The sequence below is a fragment of the Meridianimaribacter sp. CL38 genome, from assembly GCF_004328055.1.
Taxonomy (GTDB): domain Bacteria; phylum Bacteroidota; class Bacteroidia; order Flavobacteriales; family Flavobacteriaceae; genus Gaetbulibacter_B; species Gaetbulibacter_B jejuensis.
Map to the genome: position 1 here is coordinate 245175 of NZ_QKWS01000004.1, position 21368 is coordinate 266542.

At 34.3% G+C, this 21368-nt stretch carries 14 protein-coding genes; 2 read left to right on the top strand and 12 right to left on the bottom strand.

Annotated elements, in window-relative coordinates; genetic code table 11:
• Window position 1 precedes the first annotated feature (1 nt).
• Window positions 2-190 (bottom strand): cbb3-type cytochrome oxidase assembly protein CcoS, encoded by a 189-nt coding sequence (ccoS, locus tag DMZ43_RS11415; RefSeq protein ID WP_129761269.1) that lies wholly within the window; start codon window positions 188-190, stop codon window positions 2-4.
• A gap of 79 nt (window positions 191-269) precedes the next feature.
• The gene (locus DMZ43_RS11420) at window positions 270-2642 is read right to left on the bottom strand and encodes a heavy metal translocating P-type ATPase metal-binding domain-containing protein (protein WP_131508354.1); all 2373 of its coding nucleotides are present in this window, start codon (window positions 2640-2642) and stop codon (window positions 270-272) included.
• A 106-nt stretch (window positions 2643-2748) separates the two neighbouring features.
• Here DMZ43_RS11420 and DMZ43_RS11425 point away from each other — a divergent pair, with 106 nt between their 5' ends.
• On the top strand, window positions 2749-3426 hold the full coding sequence (locus DMZ43_RS11425; protein WP_131508356.1) for a Crp/Fnr family transcriptional regulator: 678 nt from the start codon (window positions 2749-2751) through the stop codon (window positions 3424-3426).
• A gap of 38 nt (window positions 3427-3464) precedes the next feature.
• Here DMZ43_RS11425 and DMZ43_RS11430 read toward each other — a convergent pair whose 3' ends face one another.
• The 5 genes from DMZ43_RS11430 to DMZ43_RS11450 form a co-directional block, all read right to left on the bottom strand.
• A complete protein-coding gene (locus DMZ43_RS11430) occupies window positions 3465-5414 on the bottom strand; it encodes an alpha/beta fold hydrolase (protein WP_131508357.1) in 1950 nt (649 codons plus the stop codon).
• 2 nt (window positions 5415-5416) lie between these two features.
• A complete protein-coding gene (locus tag DMZ43_RS11435) occupies window positions 5417-8623 on the bottom strand; it encodes a hypothetical protein (RefSeq protein WP_131508359.1) in 3207 nt (1068 codons plus the stop codon).
• Between the two features lie 57 nt (window positions 8624-8680).
• Entirely contained in the window at window positions 8681-9229 is a 549-nt protein-coding gene (locus DMZ43_RS11440) for a PepSY domain-containing protein (protein ID WP_131508361.1), read from the bottom strand.
• Window positions 9230-9347: 118 nt separating this feature from the next.
• A complete protein-coding gene (locus DMZ43_RS11445; protein ID WP_131508363.1) occupies window positions 9348-9923 on the bottom strand; it encodes a YdeI family protein in 576 nt (191 codons plus the stop codon).
• A gap of 25 nt (window positions 9924-9948) precedes the next feature.
• Complete coding sequence (locus DMZ43_RS11450; protein ID WP_131508364.1) at window positions 9949-12159, bottom strand: bifunctional alpha,alpha-trehalose-phosphate synthase (UDP-forming)/trehalose-phosphatase; 2211 nt, start codon at window positions 12157-12159, stop codon at window positions 9949-9951.
• Window positions 12160-12245: 86 nt separating this feature from the next.
• Between DMZ43_RS11450 and DMZ43_RS11455 the strand changes: the two genes are divergently transcribed.
• Window positions 12246-14048 carry a glycoside hydrolase family 15 protein gene (locus DMZ43_RS11455; protein ID WP_131508366.1) on the top strand — a complete coding sequence of 601 codons (1803 nt, stop codon included), beginning with the start codon at window positions 12246-12248 and terminating at the stop codon, window positions 14046-14048.
• Window positions 14049-14050: 2 nt separating this feature from the next.
• Here the strand turns inward: DMZ43_RS11455 and DMZ43_RS11460 are convergent, their stop codons facing one another.
• From DMZ43_RS11460 to DMZ43_RS11480, 5 genes are all read right to left on the bottom strand, one after another.
• Window positions 14051-15349 carry a DUF6265 family protein gene (locus DMZ43_RS11460; RefSeq protein WP_131508368.1) on the bottom strand — a complete coding sequence of 433 codons (1299 nt, stop codon included), beginning with the start codon at window positions 15347-15349 and terminating at the stop codon, window positions 14051-14053.
• An 83-nt stretch (window positions 15350-15432) separates the two neighbouring features.
• Window positions 15433-17235 (bottom strand): acyl-CoA dehydrogenase family protein, encoded by a 1803-nt coding sequence (locus tag DMZ43_RS11465; protein ID WP_131508370.1) that lies wholly within the window; start codon window positions 17233-17235, stop codon window positions 15433-15435.
• Window positions 17236-17257: 22 nt separating this feature from the next.
• Window positions 17258-18448, bottom strand: coding sequence for an acetyl-CoA C-acyltransferase (locus tag DMZ43_RS11470; RefSeq protein ID WP_131508372.1), 1191 nt, complete (start codon window positions 18446-18448; stop codon window positions 17258-17260).
• Between the two features lie 6 nt (window positions 18449-18454).
• A complete protein-coding gene (locus DMZ43_RS11475) occupies window positions 18455-20863 on the bottom strand; it encodes a 3-hydroxyacyl-CoA dehydrogenase/enoyl-CoA hydratase family protein (RefSeq protein WP_131508374.1) in 2409 nt (802 codons plus the stop codon).
• A 12-nt stretch (window positions 20864-20875) separates the two neighbouring features.
• Window positions 20876-21319: a MarR family winged helix-turn-helix transcriptional regulator gene (locus tag DMZ43_RS11480; protein WP_129761284.1), complete on the bottom strand. Its 444-nt coding sequence runs from the start codon at window positions 21317-21319 to the stop codon at window positions 20876-20878.
• Between the last annotated feature and the right edge of the window lie 49 nt (window positions 21320-21368).

Consider the following 21368-nt stretch of genomic DNA (forward strand, 5'->3'; position numbering starts at 1 on the left):
ATTAGTTAGACTTTTGATTTTTAATGGATTTATTGGTTTTGTTTTTAACCAGTTCGTCTTCAAACAGCATGCGTACAGATGGTGTATAGTCATCATCGTACTGTCCTGATTTTACGGCTTTTATAAATCCTATAAAAAAGACAATAGCAATGATAATGCTGATAGCTAGTAATACATAAATAACACTCATACCTACTTGAAGTTATAGTTCAAAATTACGTTGGCATCTCTTTTTAAAAGATGATATTTGTCATGTTTCATTAATTTTTTCATTTTAATTTTCGACCTAAAAGGTTTGTTGCAATTGTGGTAAATACAACAATACTTATGGAGCTTAAAGGCATTAAAATAGCTGCAATCACAGGCATAAGCTGACTAGTAATGGCAAAGTATAAACCAATAGCATTGTAGAAAAAGGAGAACACAAAACTCCATTTTATGATTTTAATAGCTGCTTTTGAAGCTTTTATATAGTTGTATAATTGATTGAATTTTGAAGCATCTAAAATGGCATCGCAAGCAGGCGAGAACACATTAATATTTTCTGAAATAGCAATACCAACATTACTCTGTGCTAAAGCACCTGCATCGTTTAAACCATCACCAACCATGAGTACTTGAGCGCCATTGTTTTGATGATGCTTAATGTATTCTAGCTTATCGTTTGGTTTTTGATTGAAAATAAGTTTGGTTTTGCTTGGGAGTAATTTTTTTAGGTTATTTAATTCACTTGCATTGTCACCCGAAAGTATCGCTAAATCGTAGTCTTTTTTTAGTTTGTTAAACAGTTTTGAAATGCCTTTTCGGTATGCATTGTAAAAGGTAAACTTTCCTTTGTATGTGTTATTGGTACTAATATGAACTGCTGTACTTAATTCGGTTTCTAGTTGAAGTTGTCCAACGTATTTTGCAGAACCTATTTTAACCGATTGATTATTGATTTCGCCATAAATGCCTTCACCTAAATGTTCTTCAAAATGGCTTAAGGTTATAATGTTGTTTTGCTTAAGCAAGTTGTATAACGATCGACTCAATGGATGGTTAGAATGTCTAAGTGTACTACTTAAAATAACTGTTTCCTCTTCCGTAAGCGTTTCACCTTTATAGGCTGTTTTACTTTTTTTGTTAGAAGTAATGGTACCTGTTTTGTCAAAAATAATGGTGTCTATTTTTGCCAACTGCTCAATTACCGAAGCATTTTTTAAATAGAATTTCAACTTTCCAAAAATGCGTAACAAATTCCCTAAAGTGAATGGAGCAGATAGTGCAATAGCACAAGGGCAAGCAATAATTAACACAGCAGTAAATACGTTAAGTGCTTTACTTGAGTCGGCAAACAGCCAGTATGTTGTAGCTAAAAAAGCAATGCTCAACACAGCAATAGTAAAGCGTTTGCTTATAGTATTGGTTAGTGTTGTAAAGCTATCTTCTTTGTTTTTATTAAACACATCGTTGCTCCAAAGTTGCGTAAGGTAACTTTGTTCAACTGCATTTAAAGCTTCCATTTCAATACTGCCAGAGGTTTGTTTGCCACCTGCAAAAAGTTTATCACCAGAAGATTTTTTTACGGCTTCAGATTCTCCCGTAACAAAACTGTAATCTATATTAGCGTTTCCGTTAATTAAGATGCCATCAACAGGAATTAATTCTTCGTTTCTAATTAATAATCGGTCGCCTTTTTTAATGTCATAAACCTGAATTGGTGTTTCAATTCCGTTTAAAATTTTAGTCACAGCAATAGGGAAGTACGATTTGTAGTCGCGCTCAAACGATAGGAAATTGTAGGTGCGTTGCTGAAAATATTTCCCAAGTAATAAGAAGAACACCAAACCTGTTAAGCTATCGAAAAAACCTGTGCCTAGGTCTAGAATAATTTCAGCTGTACTTCGTATAAACAACACTAAAATACCAAGCGCAATAGGAATGTCGATATTTAAAAGTTTTGATTTTAAACCTTTGTAAGCCGAAACAAAATAATCTTGAGCCGCATAAAAAACTACTGGCAGCGAAAATGTAAACATGAGCCAACGAAACACAGGTTTGTACTGCTCTAGCCAGAACTCGTTAACCTCAAAATACTCTGGAAACGATAAAAACATCACATTACCAAAAGCAAAACCAGCAACACCAAGTTTGTAAATTAAACTACGGTTTACTTTGTTTTTTCCTGTATTGAAATCTTCAAGAGAAATGTAAGGTTCGTAACCAATTTTACTTAATAGAAGTACCGTTTCTTTTAATGAAAAGGCTTCGGTTTTATAAGTTATTCTTACGGTCTTTTTTCCAAAATTTACTTGAGAAGCAGTAATATTTGCATTGAGTTTGTTGAGGTTTTCTAAAATCCAGATGCAAGAACTACAATGAATATGCGGAATGGTTAAAGTTGCAATTTGGTGTTTATCATCATTAAATTCGGTGAGCTTTTCAATTATAGCGTCATCCGACAGGAAATCATATTTACCTTGAATTTCTTTTGGTGTAGCTCCAGGAGCTTGTTGTAAATCGTAATAGCAAGTTAAATCGTTTTCAGAAAAAATCTCGTAAACGGTTTTACAACCATTACAACAAAAGTCTTTTTCGTTGTAAACAATATGTTCAACTGTACAATTATCACCACAATGAAAACATGTAGCTTGTTTCATAATATTTGCTCATTTATACCTAGTGCAAAGGTTGAAAGCAAAGGCTAAAAAAAATATGATATTTATCAGGTTTTAGTTATTTTTACAGAACACTTCAAAATAAGGTATGAGCAAGTGCGAACAATGTATTATCAGGCAGTTTAATGCTTTAAGAGCGTTACAAAAGGACGACCTTATACGGCTTTCTGGATGTAAAACAACACACACTATCAAAAAGGGAGAGATTATTTTTGAAGAAGGTGATAATGTTAATGGTGTTTACTGTATAAAGGATGGTGTTTGTAAACTATCTAAGTTAAGCGCAAACGGAAAAGACCAAATTGTAAAATTAGTTGTTAGAGGAGATTTGTTAGGGCAACGTTCTTTAATTTCTGATGAGGCTGCTAACCTAAGTGCTGTAGCTGTAAATGATATGCAAGTGTGTTTTATTCCAAAGCACGAAATAATACACGACTTAACACATAACATCAATTTTTCGGTGGATATGCTAAAGGATATGGCTGAGGAACTAAAACTTGCTGATAACGTTATTGTTGATATGGCCCAAAAATCGGTGAAGCAACGTTTGGCTGAAACGCTTTTGTATTTGCAAACCAATTTTGGAGAAGATGATAATGGATTTTTAAATATAGTACTTACTAGAGATGACTATGCTAATATTGTTGGTACTGCTACAGAATCTGCAATACGAATATTGTCTCAATTTAAAAAAGAAGGGTTAATTTCTACAGAAGGCAAACAAATTAAAATAGAAGATAGTAAAGCATTAAAGCTTATTGAATAAAAAAACGGCTAAACTTAGTTTAGCCGTTTTTGTTTTGTTTATTCCGTTTTTGGATCTATTTCCGTTTTGGGAGTTTCACCATCTAATGGTGCATTTTCTTTTTTAAGATGCTCGTCTAAGAATTTTAAAATTCTACTGTAAGCTTCAATTTGGTTTTCCTTTTTTATAAATCCATGACCTTCGTCCTCAAATAAAACATATTCAACAGGAACGCCATTTTTTCTTACTCCAGCAACAATTTCATCAGATTCAACCTGTAATACTCTAGGGTCTTTAGCTCCTTGTAAAACAATTAAAGGTTTGGTAACCTTATCAGTATGGAATAGTGGGGAAATTCGTTTTAAACGTGTTGAATCAGCAGAATAAGGATCGCCTAACTCTAAGTATAATGATTCTCTAAACGATTCCCAATAAGGCGGAATGCTTTTTAATGTACGCATCCAGTTGGTAACACCATATATATTAACACCAACATCAAACTCTTCTGGAGTGTAAGTTAATGCTGCCATAGTCATATATCCACCATAAGAGCCACCAATGATTCCTATTTTTTCAGAATTAATTTCAGCTTGCTCAGCTAACCAATTTTTTCCTTCAACACAGTCTTGTAAATCTTTTTCGCCATGGTTTTTATCATCCATTTTAAAAAACGTTTTACCATAACCACTGCTTCCACGATTATTAACAGCTAAAACAGCATATCCATGATTAACCATATACTGAATTAAAGAGCTGAAATTTTGACGTGTTTGACCTCCAGGACCACCATGAACCCAAACCATTGCAGGCACTTTATTATCTGCAGATGCTTGATGTGGTAAATAATATATGGCAGGAATTGTTGTACCATCAAAAGACTTAAAACGAACAACTTTAGCAGTAACTAAATCGTCAGGATTAATCTCTTTGTTTAAAACATTGGTGAGTTTGTGCTGTTCTTTGGTTTCCAAGTTGTATGTGTATAAATCAGAAGGCGAATTGGAACCACCAACATACAGGCGCATCCATGTTTCATCCTTTGAAAAACTTACACTGGTAATACTTTTATTATCAAAATTAGGTAGTGTTATTGGTTGTAATGTGTTGCTATCTAAAACTTCAATAGCATTTTTACCATCTTCGTTTACATAAACTACTAAGTAAGTCCCTTTATCAGTAAAACCAGCTCCACTAACATCCCAAGATTTTTGTACAATTTTAGTTTTAGTTTTAGACGCTAAATCATATTTCATTAAGTATGAAAACTCTTCGCCATCATCAGTAGTGTAATAAAATGCACTACTATCAACTGCAAAATCTTCAGATGCATTTGCACTTAGGTTGTCATTGATTTTTGTTTTTTCGTTAGAACTTCTGTCGAATAAATACAAGTTGCTATCGTTAGTGTTGACAGATTCAACTAAAGCAATATAATTTTCGTCATTAGAAATTCCACTGAAATTTAAACCATCATTATTTTGGTAAATTAATTCAGAAGAAAAATCAGCGATACTCATTTTGTACACATCAAAATAGCGAGCGTCTCTTTTGTTTGACCCAAAATAAAAACTGTTTTTATCAGCAGACCAACCGTAAAATGAAGATTTTGCTCCTTGTTCAGGGGTTAAATCTTTAATCTCACCATTTGTGTCTCTCATATAAATATGGTCTATTTCGTCACCATTTCCATCGGCAGAAAGAAGCATACGCTCATCATTAGGAAAGTAAGAAACAGCAAAGTATGAAATGCTATCTGATGCTGTAATTTGTGTGTATTCACCACCTGTTGTAGGCACTGTGTACGCATTGAAAATACCAGAGCGATTACTTGAGATTAAAAGCTTGGAGTTGTCAGGAGAAAAACTTCCTCCACTTACAGCTTCGTTGTTCATGAACTGTTCAATGCTGTACTGTTCAATACTTTTAGCTTGGGCTTCATTCTTGCTCTCAGTGTCTTTTTTACAAGACAGCATAGTAGCAAAAAACACTAATATTAAAATGTTTTTCATAATTAATTGAGTTTAAAGGTTGATATGTCTTTAAACGGATTAGTTTGTAACTGTTCCATTTTTGTTTGATACGATTTCCAGTCTTCATTAAAGAAGGTGTTGGTTTTTTCAAGCGCACTATTTAAAGCGTCTTTAAAGTTTTTAATTAATGTAGTTTCGGTAGTTGTGATACCGTTTTGACTATCTTGAACATAGCCTCTTGCAAGACTAAGTCTTGTGTTGATAGTAACTTCTGGGTTTCTGGTAATACCTTGCCTTTCATCAACTTTTCCTAAATAAATATCAATAATTTCATCTATTTTTTTGACGATGTCTTTAGATGATTTTATATCGTCTTTATATTTTTCTTTATCTAGTTTTTTAAGTTCAGACTGAAATTTCTCAGCTATTTCTTTGCTTTCAACAAGTTGTTTTACAGCATTAGCCATAGTTTCTTGAGTGCTTTCTAAATCTTTTAAAGTGTTGTAAACTTCATTGATGTTTGCTGTAGAAATATTTAATCTTGGATCATACATTACTGTAATTTGTTTTTCTGAAGATTGGTCTCCAAAACTTAAAACAGCTTTGTAAGTGCCTGGTTTAACAGTAATACCTCCTGGTTCACTGTTTCTGGTTCTATTTCGTCTAGAAGCTCTTTCAACACCAGCTTCATCCATATACCATGTCCATTTGTGAATACCTGTTTCTTTAGGCGCTTTTTGCTTTAATGTTCTTATTAAACGCTCTCCATCATATATCTTTAATGTTAAAGAGTCCCATTTTACTTCATTGGTTTTTTCAGCAGAAGTTTCTTCGTCTTCATTTGAAGCTTCCTCTTTTACATCTTCTTTTTGAGTATCGATATTTACATAATATGACAATTGAGCACCATAGCTTCTGTTTTCTCCATTGTATAAAGCATCAGCTCCAAAGCGACTTCCTGTTGGTTGTTGGTATGCAGCTTGAATAGCTGTAGGAGGTTGAAATAACTCTACTTTTTGTTGCAACACTTGTTTGTTTTTAGCCAGAGCGCGTAAAGGTCTTATGTCATCTAAAACCCAAGCAGCTCTACCAAAAGTACCTATTACTAAATCGTGCTCTCTTGGGTGAATTACTAAATCTTTTACAGATGTAGTTGGGAAGCCTTCTGTCCATTTAGTCCAGCTTTCTCCTGCGTTTAAGGAAATGTATAAACCGTCGTCAGTTCCTAAAAATAACAGGTTTGGTTCTTCAATATCTTCAACAATTGAGAGTGTATAGCTTTTTACATCATTTTCATCTACAATACGTGTCCATGTTTTACCATAGTCTTTGGTTCTGTAAGCATAAGGTGTGTAATTAAAACGTCTGTAATCATTAGCTATTAGTAATGCTTCTCCTTTGTTTTTGTTTGATGCTTTTATTTGAGGAATCCAACTGCCTTTAGGTAATCCTTTTATGTTTTTGGTCACATCAGTATAGGTTTGTCCACCATTTTGAGTAACGTGAACACGACCATCATCAGTTCCTATCCACAACATATTTTTTTCAACAGGAGAAGGTTCAATGACCAAAATGGTACAGTGGTTTTCTGCTCCTGTAGCATCCATTGTTAATCCGCCACTTTCTGATTGTTTTAGTTTTTCTGGGTCGTTAGTGGTTAAATCCTCTGAAATGACTGTCCAAGTTTCACCTTTATCAGTTGATTTATGAACAAACTGACTTCCAAAATACAGTGTACTATTATTAAAAGGATCAATATTAATTGCAGAATTCCAGTTAAAACGTAACTCTACATTTGGGTCAGGATGTGTTGGTCTTACTAAAAGGTTATTACCAGTTTCCCAATCGTATCTGCTTACGTAACCTTGTTGACTCATTGACCAGCCAAAACGAGAGTCGTCTTTATCAGGAACGACATCAAACCCATCACCAAAACTTATTTCTTGCCAGTAGCTATTACGAATACCTTGTGTTTTCCAAACGTAAGCAGGACCTCTCCAAGAACCATTGTCTTGCATGCCTCCATATACATTGTAAGGGTAGTCGTTATCGACATTGATGTGATAAAATTGAGCTACAGGTATATTGCCAATAAATCGCCATGTTTTTCCACCATCTTTAGTGATATTTAATCCACCATCGTTACCATCTATCATAAAATTACCATTGTTAGGATGAATCCACCATGCGTGATGGTCTGGATGCACACCATTATCTACACCATAAGCAGGCATAAGTTGGTCAAAGCTTTTTCCGCCATCTTCAGATACATTTACGTAGGTGAAAATGGTATACACACGATTTTCATTATCAGGAGCTACGTATATTTCGGCATAGTAAAAGGGTCTGTTTCCTATCTCATTTAAGTTGTCATTTACTTTTTTCCAAGTAAAACCACCATCTTCACTTTTGTAAAACCCATTTTTCTTGGCTTCAATTAATGCATATACAATATTAGGTTTGTTTGGTGCTATTGCAAGACCAATTCTTCCTAATTCTCCTTTTGGCAATCCGTCTTCATCAGTTATTTTTTTCCATGTTTTTCCGCCATCATGTGTAATGTGTAAACCAGAACCTTCACCACCAGATTTGAAAAACCAAGGGTCGCGTTTGTGTTCCCATAGAGCAGCAATTAATTTGTTAGGATTTGTTGGATCCATGATTAATTCTGCAGCACCAGTTTTATTATTCGCAAACAAGATTTTTTCCCATGTTTCTCCTCCGTTTGTAGTTTTATAAATACCTCTTTCAGGATGTTCTCCCCAAGGAGATCCAATAGCTGCAACATAAACTACGTTAGGATTTGTTGGGTCAATAATTACTCTATGAATGTGTCTTGTGTTTTCAAGTCCCATGAGCATCCAAGATTTACCTCCATCAAGCGATTTGTATATGCCATAACCACCATTAAGACTATTTCTCGGGTTTCCTTCTCCTGTACCAACCCATATTACACTTGGGTTTGATTGTTGTATAGCAACAGCTCCTATTGAAGCAGTAGCTTCGTTGTCAAAAATAGGTTCCCATTTTATACCTCCAGAGGTTGACTTCCATAAACCACCAGATGCTGTACCAACGTACATAATATCAGGATTGTTTGTAACTACATCAATGGCTGTAACACGACCAGACATTCCACCAGGACCTATATTTCGTGGTTTCATATTTTTTACTAAATCCATTGAAAACTCTTGGGCAAAAAGTAATGAGGCACTTAAGAAGAGAATGATTGAGAAGACGTTTTTCATGTGTTTATTATTATTGAGTTTTAAATTTACGTAAAAAAACAATCAAGCGTTTATATTCTAGTCTTTTAAACGTTTGATTTGTTTGGGTTTAAGCCATAACCAAAATCCGCTAAACGATAACAACATCAATCCTAAGGATGTGATAGTTGAATAGAAAAGCTTAAATGGTGTGGATTGATTTTTAAATAGAAAGTCCATTATTGAGCCATCATGAATCATTTCAATAATATCAGCAGTTCTTTGTTTTACTGATAGGACTTCACCTGTATAACAGTCTATTTGAATTTCGGTAAAGTGGTTTTCAAACCTCACTTTAGCAACACCTTTATTTGGTCTGTAATCTATTCGGTTGATTTCAGGTGAAAGGCTTAAAGATTCTATATGTTTTATAGCATTGTCTCTAATTATATCTAATGATATTAGAGATAATGTGTTTGAGGATGAAGCGTGTGTTTTGGGTTTAAATTGAAATTGTTCTTTCCAAGTTAGAAGTAAGCCTGTAGCTCCTAAAAGAAACATAAAAAACACTAAGGGAATTGCAACATAACGATGAAGTTTTCTGTATGTTCTAGAGGTTTTAGCGAGTTGTTTTCGTTTTTGTTTCAAGCTTAAGATTTACAAAAAAGTTAAGAAACACTAAAAATATATAATATTCCTTAAAAATATCTTAAACTCTTGTTAATGCGAGCAAGTAAAAAATGAATAGAGCAAGGTGGGTTTTTGGTTATCTACTACTTCTTGATTTTATGTTTTTATTACACAATTCAATAATTTCAGAGATTCGTTTTATTCTTGTAGCTTCTCGTTTAGCTTGATTGAGCCAATACAAATATCCTTTTTTGTATGATGGAGCAAAGTTTTGATAGTTGGTAAATGCTGTTTTGTTTGCATTGAAAGCAATTTGTAAATCCTCAGGGATAATACCATTTTCAACATCATCGAGTACAGACCAACTTCCGTTTTCTTTTGCTATTTCAATAGTTTTAAGACCTGCATCATGCATTAAATTTATAGTAATTAGATCAACTATATAACGCTTGTTTAAAGCGCTCCAAACACTTTTAGGGTTACGAGGTGAAAAATATTGTCTGCGTTTTCCGTTACCGAGACTTTTAACTGTAGAATCTATCCAGCCATAACAAAGGGCTACTTTTACAGCTTCTTCCCATCGCATACTTTCATTTTCGTGTTCTACTTTATAGAAAATAAGATAAATACCTTTGGATAGTGAATGGTTTTTATGAAGCCATGTTCTCCATTCTTTGTCGGTTTTGAAATAATGTTCTTCTATTTCTTTAATTGTTTTTTAAATTTAAGTGTTGTTATTATTTTGCGAATTTACGCAACAAAGTTCTTACTTCATCAGTATCTTTAACATAATATCTGGCTTTGGTTTTTTTGAAACCTACTTTTACAGTATATGCTGATTCTGGAAGTTCTTCAAACATGTATTCGTCTGTCCAGTCATCACCTATTGAAAATATAAAATCATAAGACTTCTCGTTAAGCAATCTTAGTGCTGCTCTACCTTTGTTAACGTTACTGCTTTTTATTTCAATAACCTTGTTGCCTTTGAGAACTGTTAAATTATCGTTGGAAATTAAACTGGTTAACACAGTATTTAGTTCTATAGTTCTTATTTGAGCTAATTCAGGATCTGCTTTACGATAATGCCATGCAAGAGAATATTTTTTCTTTTCAATAAATGTACCTGGAGTTCTATCGACAAAAGTTTCTAAAATAGGTTGAATATTTGCCATCCAATCATTCTTTAAATGCTCGAGCGCTTCCCAATTGGTATGTTGTTTTTTTAGCCAAACACCATGGTCGGTAATTAATGTGTAACTTTTTTTACTGAACCATTCGTTAAATGTATCTTGGTCTCTACCACTAATAATTACTACATCAGTGTTTTCTTGTTGATTGATGGTATCTAAGAGTTCAAAAAGCTCAGCATCAGGTTTAGCATCTTTTGGATCGTTTTTAAAACCAGCTAATGTGCCATCGTAATCTAAGAGTAGTAGTTTGCTAGAAGCCGAACTGTAATCAGATAGCATTTTCTTTTGAAGTGTATCGTCCAGTCGTGTAGAAACCATTACTGTATCTTTAATTTTTGTAGCGTTTAATGATTTCATAAACTCATCTGCCCATTTTTCAACTGTATAACGTTTTAAACGCTTTTGTAGAATTTTCATACGCTTACTTTGTTCTTCGGTAGGCATTTCAATAGCTTGCTTTAAAGTGTCGGCTATTTCTTCAAAATTATTAGGATTGATAAGTAAAGCCTCATTCATTTCTTTTGAAGCTCCAGCCATTTCACTTAAAATTAGCACACCGTCTTCATTTGTTCTTGTTGCAACATACTCTTTTGCTACTAAATTCATCCCATCTCTTACAGGTGTAATTAATGCAATATCTGAAGAGGTGTATAGATCTATAAGGTTTTCAAAAGGCATTGAGCGGTAAAAATACCAAATAGGAGTCCAGCTTACTGTGGCAAACTCACCATTAATTCTACCAACAAGTTCATCAGTATCGCGTTTTAGTTTTTGATATTGAGGAACGTTGGAACGCGAAGGAACTGCAAGCATTATAAGGCGTACTTTTTCTTTAAATTGAGGGTATTTGTTTAAAAAGTACTCAAAAGCTCTTAGCCTGTTAGGGATGCCTTTGGTGTAATCCAACCTATCAATTGAGAGTACCATTTTAGCATTAGAAGTAGACTGAATGTGGTTGTCTAGTCTTCGTTGTAATTCTGATTTTTCTTTAGGATTTTGATTGGTATGCGTTAATGCAGCATCATGAAATTTGTTGTAATCAATTCCCATAGGAAACGAATCTACTGTTACAACTCTGTCATGATAATTTATTTTATTGAACTTTACATCTAGCCTTAATATTCGTTTTACCGAACTTAAAAAATGACGTTCATAGTCATACGTGTGGAATCCAAGCAAATCCGCACCTAACATACCTTCAAGCAATTGTTCTCTCCATGGGAAAGTTCTAAAAATTTCATACGATGGGTAAGGTATGTGTAAAAAGAAACCTATAGTAGTATTGGGTTTTTTGTCTTTAATAAGTTTTGGTAATAGTAAAAGCTGATAATCATGCACCCAAACATTGTCACCATCTTCAATATGCTCTAAAACTACGTCAGCAAATTTTTGATTCACTTCTTGGTAAGATTCCCATTGGTCTTTTTCAAATTCGGTGTATTCCATAAAATAATGAAACAAAGGCCAAAGTGTTTTGTTACTAAACCCAAAATAGAAGTTTTCTACATCTTGTTCGTTTAATGAAACAGCGACGCATTTTTCTTTTTTTACAGCTTCGTCAACCTTTTTTTTAGTGGAGCTATCTATCTCTTCTTCAGTGAGTCCGGACCAGCCAACCCAAATTCCATTGCCTTCAGCATGTACCGATTTCATTCCTGTGGCTAATCCGCCAACACTAGGTGTGATTTTTAAAGAATTGTCGTTTTCAAGTTTAATTTGAAGTGGTAATCTATTGGAAACAATTATTGTTTTACTCATAATTATGGTTAAGATAATAGGTTTTAAAGTGTATTTTGTTAATTTAATGAAAAATTAAGTGTTAACCATACCTAAAGCAGTATTTAATGGATAATTTAGATTACGGTATTATTGGAAATTGTAGAAGTGCAGCATTAATTTCAAAAACAGGAGCTATAGAATGGTGTTGTTTGCCAGAGTTTGATTCGTCTTCGGTTTTTGCAAAAATTCTGGATGAAAAAATAGGAGGAAGCTTTGATATTTTAGTAGATGAGAGTTTCTCTATAACTCAGGATTATATTGAAAACACTACTATTTTAGTTACTAAATTCAGTAACGGAATTGACACTTTTGAGGTGCACGATTTTATGCCTCGATACTACAAGCCTAATGGTGATTACCAATCTCCACCAGAAATTATCAGGTATTTTAAGCATATTTCAGGGAAACCAACATTTAAGGTTAATTACAACCCTAAACTAGAGTATGCTAAAGGAAAGACTGAAATGTATGTGAAAGACCATTTTATAGTAAGCCTAACCTATGGTGAAAAGTTTGATACTTTATTTTTATATACCAATTTTGATAAACAAAAAGTGGTTAATGGTGGTGAAATTGAATTAACTGCTGATGGATATTTTCTCTTAGGTTATAACGAAAAAGTGTTTGAGACTACTGTGGATAGTATCTTTTTGGAGCACCAACGTACTAAGGTGTATTGGTTAAACTGGATGGATAGAACACCAACCTACAAGCTATACCAAAAGCAAATAGCTAGAAGCGCTATGACTTTAAAGTTGCTTACATATGATAAAACTGGAGCAGTTTTAGCTGCAGCTACAACCTCATTGCCTGAAACTATTGGAGAAGTTAGAAATTGGGATTACCGTTTTTGCTGGATTCGAGATGCATCAATGGTAATTAAAGTGGTTTCAAAATTAGGACATAAAAATATAGCTAAACGTTACTTAAAATTCATTATCGATTTAATACCTGATAAAGATGAAAAACTTCAGATTATGTATGGTATTAATAAAGAGAAAAAACTTACCGAATTTTCATTAGACCATTTAAGCGGTTATAAAAACTCAAGTCCTGTAAGGGTAGGTAATGCAGCTTACAAACAAAAGCAGAATGACATTTATGGTATTTTGATGGACGTAATTCACCAACAGTTTGTAAACTTTTCAATGGATATTGAAAATACCGAAGAGTTGTGGACAATTACTAAAGGTATTGTTTGGGTTGTTAACAAACACTGGCGAGAAGCTGATAAAGGTATTTGGGAATTTAGAGCAGAAGATAGACATTTCACATTTTCAAAAGTACTGTGTTGGGTAGCAGTTGATAAAGCAATTAAAGTTGCTGAGTTACTTAACAAGACTAATAAAATTATGAAGTGGAAGCTTATAGAGTCTGAAATACGAGAAGATATAATGCAAAACGCTTGGAATAACGATGTAAAAGCCTTTACGCAATCTTATGGTTCGTCAGATTTGGATGCATCTGTATTGCTAATGGAACCTTATGGATTTATTGATGCTAGAGATCCTAAATATGTAAGTACAGTAAATGCTATTGAAAGAGAGTTGAGTAATGATGGTTTATTGTATCGTTATAAAAACAAAGACGATTTTGGGTTACCATCGTCGTCATTTACAATATGTACGTTTTGGTTTATAAATAGTTTATACAAAATAGGAGAGGTGCAAAAAGCCAAAAAACTATTTGATAAACTATTGTCTTATAGTAATCATCTAGGGTTGTTTAGCGAAGATATAGACTTTAAAACCAAACGACTTTTAGGTAATTTTCCACAAGCATATTCGCATTTAGCGTTAATTGAAACAGCAATTAACCTATCTAACATCACAGAGCAGGAACGTGTTATGGATACAATACTTAAATAAAATTACTTTTTATAGTTGAATTTTACGACTTCTATAGAACCATCTTTTTGGTGGATGTCAACATAAACATTCATTTCATTGTCAGAAATTTTTTCAAAGGTCATACCTTCAAAAATCACTTTGTTAGGTGTGATCTCTTTTAGAGGGAAATCTACAGTTTCATCTTTGGTTTCCCAACCTCGTAATTGGCTATCAAAATGTTTAAGCTGAAGAATTAAACTGTTTTCAATCTCTCTAATAATTTCAATTTCGTAAAACGAAACTTTGTTGTCGTTAATTAATTTAAACGTCGCCATCATTGAGCCACCTGATGGTTTGCTCCAGTTTTCTTCTGTAATTCCACCAAACGCTTCTCCTTTCCAATTGCCAGCTATCCAAGCACAATTTTCTAATTTTGGTTCGAGCTTTGTTTCAGTGTTTACAGGAATTTCTGTTTGAGTAGTTTCAGCAGCAATTAATAATTTGGTAGCTTCAGGATTGGTTGTTAATCTTGTAATAGTTGTAATTCCGTAGGAAGATAAATCAGTTACGGTCTTCCAATTGTTGTCTTTGTTTAATGTGAATTTTTGTAAACTACTTCCTTTACCAGAAAGAATAGTTATATGATTAAGCCAACAAATGTCCTCAACACCTTCAATGGTGTTTGCAATGGTTTTTATAGCTCCTGTTTTTGGGTTTAAAGACTTAATTTTCCATTGGGTTTCATCCTCTTTTGAAATAAAGCTTACTAAGTTTGAATTGGGAATTTTATGAAACGAACGACCAACATTTGTTGCGTATTTTTTTGAAATACCTTTATTAACGTCAGTGATATAAAGGTTTAATTCGGTGTCTTCAATAACAGCTGATACAATTGTGTTTTCATCGTACCAAGTGTAGTAAGCAACTACAAGGTCTTTGATTATTTCAGTAGATTCTGAAGTTTTTAAGCTGTACGCATATAAACGCTGTTTGCCATCAGGATCTAATCTTACTGCCGAAACTGCATCTTTATTCGGAATTTTTAAAGGTGTGTATTCTCCACCTTCTGTAAAGTTTAACCACGTTTTTGAACCATAGTTTGTATGATATTTTATAATGTCTGTTTGACCATTTCTGTTTGAAGAAAATAAAATATAGTCTTTGTTCATAAAAGAAGGTTGATTGTCATAACCTTCATTATTAGAAATGTTTTTTCCTGATGTTACACTAATATTAGAACTTGGAGATTCAATGTTGAATAAAAATATTTCGGTGTCTTGTTGAGAAAAAGCAAAAGCAGATAGCAAAAAAGTAACACTTAATAAGACGGTTTTTTTCATGGATTCAGTAATTGATTTTTAAAGGTAATAAAAAAGTCGGCTATAATTAGCCGACTTTTCAACATTTGAACTAGCCTATTGTTTTAAAAACAATATTTATTTTCAGCTTTTACTTTTTCAGCAATTGTATTTCTTAGCTCAACTACATTAGGGTAGTTTGCGTATTTTGTAAAACGTTTTAAGCCCATAAGCATTGCTTTTTGCTCGTCACCGTCAGCAAAGGATACAATGCCTTCTAAACCATTTTTCTTAACAAGTTCAACAGCATTGAATAGATACAATTTAGCCATTGCTATTTGTTCTTTTTGCTTGTCTTCACCAAAACGTTTAACGTTTTTCTCAGTTCTTAAAATTGTTGACTCTGCCATATATATTTCAATTAAAATATTAGAAGCAGCCATCATTAATTGTTGATGCTTTTCTAAGTCTGGTCCATATTTTTGAACTGCAGCACCAGCAACCATTAAGAATACTTTTTTAAGTTTAGCAATCATTTCTTTTTCTTCTGAAAATAACACAGAATAATCTGGCATATCAAAAGAAGGAATACCCATTAATTCATCTTTTACAGCCATTGCAGGACCTAATAAGTCGACATGACCTTTCATAGCTTTTTTAACTAACATTCCTACTGAAAGCATACGGTTAATTTCGTTTGTACCTTCGTAAATACGAGCAATACGAGCATCTCTCCAAGCAGCTTCCATAGGCGTTTCTTCAGAGAATCCCATACCACCAAAAATTTGGATACCTTCATCGGCACAACTTTGTACGTCTTCAGAAACAGCAACTTTTAAGATAGAACACTCAATAGCATATTCCTCAACACCTTTAAGTTCTGCTTCTTGATGACTATTGCCTTGAGCCATTCTTATAGCTATACGGTCTTCAATATTTTTTGCAGCTCTGTAACACGCAGATTCACCAGCATAGGCATTAGTAGCCATTTCAGCTAATTTAGATTTTATGGCTCCAAATTCAGCAATAGGTGTTTTAAATTGCTTACGTTCAGTTGCATATTGTACACCAGTTGTAGTAATACGTCGTTGTGAATCTAAACAAGCAGCAGCTAATTTAATACGACCTACGTTTAAGGCATTCATAGCAATTTTAAAACCGTTACCACGCTCTGACAACATGTTTTCTACTGGTACTTTTGTGTCGTTAAAAAATACTTGACGTGTAGAACTTGCGCGAATACCAAGCTTGTGTTCTTCTTCACCTAGAGTGATACCATTTTCAGGATTGTTTTCAACAATAAATCCTGTAATGTATTTATCGTCTTCAATACGAGCAAACACAATGAAAAGGTTACAGAATCCAGCATTTGAAATCCACATTTTTTGACCATTGATGATATAATGTTTACCATCATCGGACAATTTAGCGGTAGTTTTACCAGAGTTAGCATCACTTCCGGCACCTGGTTCGGTTAAGCAGTATGCTCCGAACCATTCACCAGAAGCCAACTTTGGCACATATTTTTGTTTTTGTTCTTCAGTTCCATAAAGTGTAATAGGCATGGTTCCAATTCCAGTATGCGCACCAAAAGCAGTACTAAAAGATCCTGTACCACTAGAAATGTAATCGCATACTAGCATAGTAGAAACAAATCCCATTCCCATTCCGCCATATTCTTCAGGAACAGCAACGCTTAAAAATCCCATTTCACCAGCTTTTCTCATACATTCTTCAGTTAAAGCATAGTCTTTTGCTTCAAATCGAGCTTTGTTAGGGATAATTTCTCGGTCGTTAAATTCAATTACCGATTCCTTCATCATTTGTTGTTCTTCTGAAAAATCTTCAGGAGTAAAAATGTCTTCGCAGCTAGTTTCTTTAACTAAGAATTGACCACCTCGTAAAATATCTTTTTCTGTTGCTTCCATTGCAGTATATTGTTAAATAAGTTTAGTTTAAAAATTCAAAAATTCCGCAAGCACCTTGTCCTGTACCAACACACATGGTTACAGCTCCATATTTACCTGCCATATTGCGTTTGCGCATTTCATCAAACAGTTGAACTGAAAGTTTAGTTCCAGTACAACCTAATGGATGACCGAGTGCAATAGCACCACCATTAACATTAACAAGGTCTGGGTTTAACCCAAGTTCACGAATAACAGCAATAGATTGCGATGCGAAAGCTTCGTTAAGCTCAATAAGTTCTAAATCGTTTTGTTTCAAATTGGCTTGAGCTAATGCCTTTGGAATAGCTTTTACTGGACCAATTCCCATAATACGAGGTTCAACACCAGCAGCAGCATAACTTACTAATCGTGCAATAGGCTTTAAACCTAATTCGTTAACCATGTCTTCGCTCATTACCATTACAAAAGCAGCACCATCACTCATTTGCGATGAGTTTCCTGCGGTTACGCTTCCGCCTTGAGCGAAAACAGGACGAAGTTTAGCCAAAGCCTCTAGGTTTGTACCTTTTCTAGGACCTTCATCTTTATTTACTGTATAGGTTTTGGTTGCTTTTTTACCGTTTTCGTCAATGTAAGTTTGCTCTACATTAATTGGAACTATTTGATCTTGAAAACGGTCTTCGGCTTGCGCTTTTAAGGCTTTCATGTGAGAATTATAAGCAAACTCATCTTGATCTTCACGAGAGACTTTAAACTGGTTTGCAACAGCCTCTGCCGTATTTCCCATTCCCCAATAATAATCTTCATGACCAGCTTTTACGGTGTCGTAATTTAATTCTGGTTTGAAACCTGTCATAGGTACTGCACTCATACTTTCAGCTCCACCTGCAATAATACAATCGGCCATTCCTGCTTGTATTTTGGCAGTAGCCATACCAATGGTTTCTATTCCTGAAGAACAAAAACGGTTTACGGTAACACCAGGAACATCTACAATATCTAATCCCATTAATGAAATTAAACGTGCCATGTTTAGTCCTTGTGCACCTTCAGGCATAGCGTTACCAACGATAACATCGTCAATACGTTTTGGGTCAAGGTTAGGCAGTTCTTTCATCATGTGTTTGATGGTTTCTGCTGCCAGTTCATCGGTTCTTTTAAAGCGGAACAGTCCTTTTGGTGCCTTGCCAACTGCTGTTCTATATGCTTTTACTATATATGCTGTTTTCATGTTTTCTTAGTTTCTTAAAGGTTTCCCTGTTTTTAGCATGTGCTGAATACGCTCAAGTGTTTTACGTTCGGTACAAAGACTTAAAAATGCTTCACGTTCTAAGTCTAATAAATATTGCTCGCTAACAGCTGTAGGCTCACTTAAATCACCACCAGCCATTACGTAAGCTAACTTATTAGCGATTTTTTGGTCGTGTTCACTTATGTAGTTACTTGCCTCCATAGAGTCAGTACCTACTAAGAACATACCTAGCGCTTGTTTACCTAACACCTTAACGTCTTTACGTTTTATTGGTTGCGTGTAACCTTGTTCTGCTATTAATTTAGCATAGGCTTTTGCAGTTGCTATTTGTCGATCTTTATTCACTACAACAACATCTTTTCCTTTTTGAAGTATGCCTAAATCAAAAGCTTCGTAAGCAGAAGTTGATACTTTAGCCATACCAATGGTTAAGAAATATTCTTGAAGTACGTTAAGTTTTACATCGCCTTTGTGGAATAAATCAGATGCTCTTAAAGCCATTTCTTTAGAGCCTCCACCACCTGGAATTACACCAACACCAAACTCTACAAGTCCAATGTAAGTTTCAGCTGCAGCCACAACTTTATCAGCGTGAAGCGATAATTCGCAACCACCACCAAGTGTCATACCATGAGGTGCGGCTACAGTCGGAATAGCCGAGTAACGCATGCGCATCATCGTATCTTGGAAGTATTTAATAGCCATGTTCAACTCGTCATATTCTTGTTCTACAGCCATCATAAAAATCATACCAATATTGGCACCAACCGAGAAATTTGCAGCTTGATTACCAATAACTAATCCTTGAAAATCTTTTTCAGCTAAATCAACTGCTTTGTTCAATCCTGCAAGTACGTCACCACCAATGGTGTTCATCTTACTTTGGAATTCGCAGTTTAATATGCCATCTCCTAAATCTTCAATAACAACACCTGTGTTTTTGAATACTTCTTTGGATTTTCTGATATTATCTAAAATGATAAATGCATCTTGACCAGGTATTTTGGTTTGTGATTTTGATGGAATATCATAGAAATACGAAGCACCATCTTCTACTGTGTAGAACGATTTGCTGCCAGAAGCTAACATCTCGTTTACCCATGAAGCTGGTTCTTTTCCTTCAGCTTTCATAATTTCCAAACCTTTTTCTACACCAATAGCATCCCAAATTTGAAATGGACCATGTTCCCAACCAAAACCAGCTTTCATAGCATCATCAATCTTGTATAGTTCATCGGTAATTTCTGGAATTCTATTAGAAACGTAGGCAAACATAGCAGCGAAATTTTTACGATAAAAATCACCTGCTTTATCTTTTCCGTCAACTAGAATTGGAAAGCGGTCTATAACTTTATCTACTGTTTTGGTAAGTTCTAAAGTGGCAAATTTTGCCGATTTTTTCGATCTGTATTCAAGTGTATCAAGATCTAATGATAAAATTTCGCTTTTACCATTATCGTCTTTTACTTTTTTATAAAATCCTTGACCTGTTTTGCTTCCTAACCATTTGTTTTCCATCATGGTATTGATGAAATCTGGTAATTTGAACAAGTCGTGAGCTTCATCATCAGGACAATTATCGTAAATACCGTTGGCAACATGTACCAAGGTATCTAATCCAACCACATCAACAGTTCTGAAGGTTGCCGATTTTGGCCTGCCAATAACAGGACCTGTTAGTTTATCAACTTCTTCAATAGTTAAACCTAAATCTTTCACTTGATGAAATAACGATTGAATGCCAAAAATTCCAATACGGTTTCCAATAAAAGCAGGAGTATCTTTAGCTATTACTGAAGTTTTTCCTAAGTATTGTTCGCCATAACCATTTAAGAAATCAAGAACATCTTGCGATGTTTTTGGTCCTGGAATAATTTCGAATAATTTTAAGTAACGTGCTGGATTAAAAAAGTGCGTTCCGCAGAAATGTGCTTGAAAATCATCGCTTCTACCTTCACTCATAAACTTAATAGGAATACCAGACGTGTTGGAAGTAATCAAAGTTCCTGGTTTACGATGTTTGTCAAGCGTTTCAAACACTTTCTTTTTAATATCTAAGCGCTCTACAACCACCTCAATAATCCAATCTACATCAGCAACTTTTGCAATGTCATCTTCTAAATTACCAGTAGTAATTCTGCCTGCAAAATTTTGATGATAAATAGGAGAGGGTTTTGATTTTAAAGCGGTTTGTAACGAGGTGTTTACCAAACGGTTTCTAACCACTTTGTCTTCTAGTGTTAAACCTTTAGCTTTTTCGGCATCGGTAAGTTCTCTAGGAACGATGTCTAACAGTAGTACTTCCACGCCAATATTGGCAAAGTGGCAAGCAATACCACTACCCATTATTCCGGATCCGATAACTGCTACTTTATTAATAATTCGTTTACTCATTATTATATATTGTTATTTGTCTTGTTTGTATATTTTTTTGTTTGAAATCATATCGTTAATCAATTCAGCAACTTCATAAAAGTGATTGATTTTTTCTTGTGTGATATTTTCTCTAATAGCTTCGTTAAAGGTTAGTACCTTTTCGCGAGAGTAGGCTCTTTTTTCTCTACCAAACTCTGTGAGGTGAATTAATACACCACGACCATCTTCTGGGTTTGGTTTACGCTCAATTAAACCACGAGTTTCCATAGTTTTTAATATTCTGGATAATGAAGTAGCTTCCATTCCCATTTTTGGACCTAATGAGGTTGAAGGTGTTCCTTTTTCAGGGTCAATGCTTAATAGGGTAAAACCTGTAGCCATTGTGCTTTCAAACTTAGAGGCTTCTTCGTTATACATTTTGTTTACTGCTAACCATGTGGTTCGCAATACGTAATCGATGGTTTTGTCTTTCATTCAAAAATTTTAAACTTTTCAAATATAATAAAATTTATTATGCATGCAT

Excerpts from the sequence above, each read along its gene's own strand:
- DMZ43_RS11480 (WP_129761284.1), bottom strand. The coding sequence starts at position 21,319 with ATGAAAGACAAAACCATCGATTACGTATTGCGAACCACATGGTTAGCA.
- DMZ43_RS11435 (WP_131508359.1), bottom strand. The coding sequence starts at position 8,623 with ATGAAAAACGTCTTCTCAATCATTCTCTTCTTAAGTGCCTCATTACTT.
- DMZ43_RS11470 (WP_131508372.1), bottom strand. The coding sequence starts at position 18,448 with ATGAAAACAGCATATATAGTAAAAGCATATAGAACAGCAGTTGGCAAG.
- DMZ43_RS11425 (WP_131508356.1), top strand. The coding sequence starts at position 2,749 with ATGAGCAAGTGCGAACAATGTATTATCAGGCAGTTTAATGCTTTAAGA.
- DMZ43_RS11465 (WP_131508370.1), bottom strand. The coding sequence starts at position 17,235 with ATGGAAGCAACAGAAAAAGATATTTTACGAGGTGGTCAATTCTTAGTT.
- DMZ43_RS11420 (WP_131508354.1), bottom strand. The coding sequence starts at position 2,642 with ATGAAACAAGCTACATGTTTTCATTGTGGTGATAATTGTACAGTTGAA.
- DMZ43_RS11460 (WP_131508368.1), bottom strand. The coding sequence starts at position 15,349 with ATGAAAAAAACCGTCTTATTAAGTGTTACTTTTTTGCTATCTGCTTTT.
- DMZ43_RS11475 (WP_131508374.1), bottom strand. The coding sequence starts at position 20,863 with ATGAGTAAACGAATTATTAATAAAGTAGCAGTTATCGGATCCGGAATA.
- DMZ43_RS11455 (WP_131508366.1), top strand. The coding sequence starts at position 12,246 with ATGGATAATTTAGATTACGGTATTATTGGAAATTGTAGAAGTGCAGCA.
- DMZ43_RS11430 (WP_131508357.1), bottom strand. The coding sequence starts at position 5,414 with ATGAAAAACATTTTAATATTAGTGTTTTTTGCTACTATGCTGTCTTGT.
- DMZ43_RS11450 (WP_131508364.1), bottom strand. The coding sequence starts at position 12,159 with ATGAGTAAAACAATAATTGTTTCCAATAGATTACCACTTCAAATTAAA.
- ccoS (WP_129761269.1), bottom strand. The coding sequence starts at position 190 with ATGAGTGTTATTTATGTATTACTAGCTATCAGCATTATCATTGCTATT.